The sequence below is a fragment of the Brevibacterium senegalense genome (assembly GCF_000285835.1).
GTDB lineage: Bacteria > Actinomycetota > Actinomycetes > Actinomycetales > Brevibacteriaceae > Brevibacterium > Brevibacterium senegalense.
This window is the reverse complement of sequence record NZ_HE978613.1, coordinates 1-716: the sequence shown is the minus strand read 5'-3', so window position 1 is coordinate 716 and position 716 is coordinate 1. Positions and strand designations below refer to the sequence as shown.

The 716-nt window shown below is 58.8% G+C and carries 1 protein-coding gene; it reads left to right on the top strand.

Going from position 1 to position 716, the window contains the following annotated elements; all coding sequences use genetic code 11:
- Positions 1-567: DUF3800 domain-containing protein (locus HGBR_RS18520; RefSeq protein ID WP_019160285.1), on the top strand; the 567-nt coding region annotated here is incomplete at its 5' end.
- Positions 568-716: the final 149 nt, after the last annotated feature.

Below are 716 nucleotides of genomic sequence, written 5' to 3'. Positions count from 1 at the left end.
GTTAAGGCTGAGTGGATCGTAGGAATCAAGAAGCAGTTCAGAGAAGCGAGACTCGGCGACGGGCAGCTGCGAGACATCTACCAGCGACACATGCAGATGGCAGCAGCCCTGTCCCCTGGGATTTTTGCGGTCGTCATCGACAAGAACATGGTCCGAAAGCGGGAGACTGACGTCGAGGACATGGCGTGGAGGATACTGTTCCAGCGACTCCGTCTTCGAACAGTCCATACAGGCATGCCCATTGTACTGGTCCACGACCAGACTAGTGACTACAAGGCGCTTCGAGCCCGATGGAGGAAGTTCAGGAGGTTCAGCTACGACCCAGCAGGGAAGCGAGTGGACGCGCCACTACTTCTGGAAGATCCGGTGAGCCGCGACTCAAGCCAGTCCTACTTCATCCAGCTGGCGGATCTCGCCGCGTATGCAGCTACCCGCAGAGTCATCCCTGCCAACGGCAAGAGAATCGTTCGATGCTCTCCAGAAATGTGGATGGCGGCCCAATCTGCGCACTTGAAATCTGTCACACGGGATCGGACCGACGCCATCGTCACCTGGCCGCGGAGTTAAAGAGGCGGCCTCCGAAGAGGCCGCCCTTGACGGCGGACCCATTGACCTCCAGGAGGGAGGGTGGGACCACGTCTACATCCTTGCACTACGTTGCCCTCAAGACAAGGCAACAACGTACGTGTCCGCGGTGAATGAGATGAGCCCCCCCC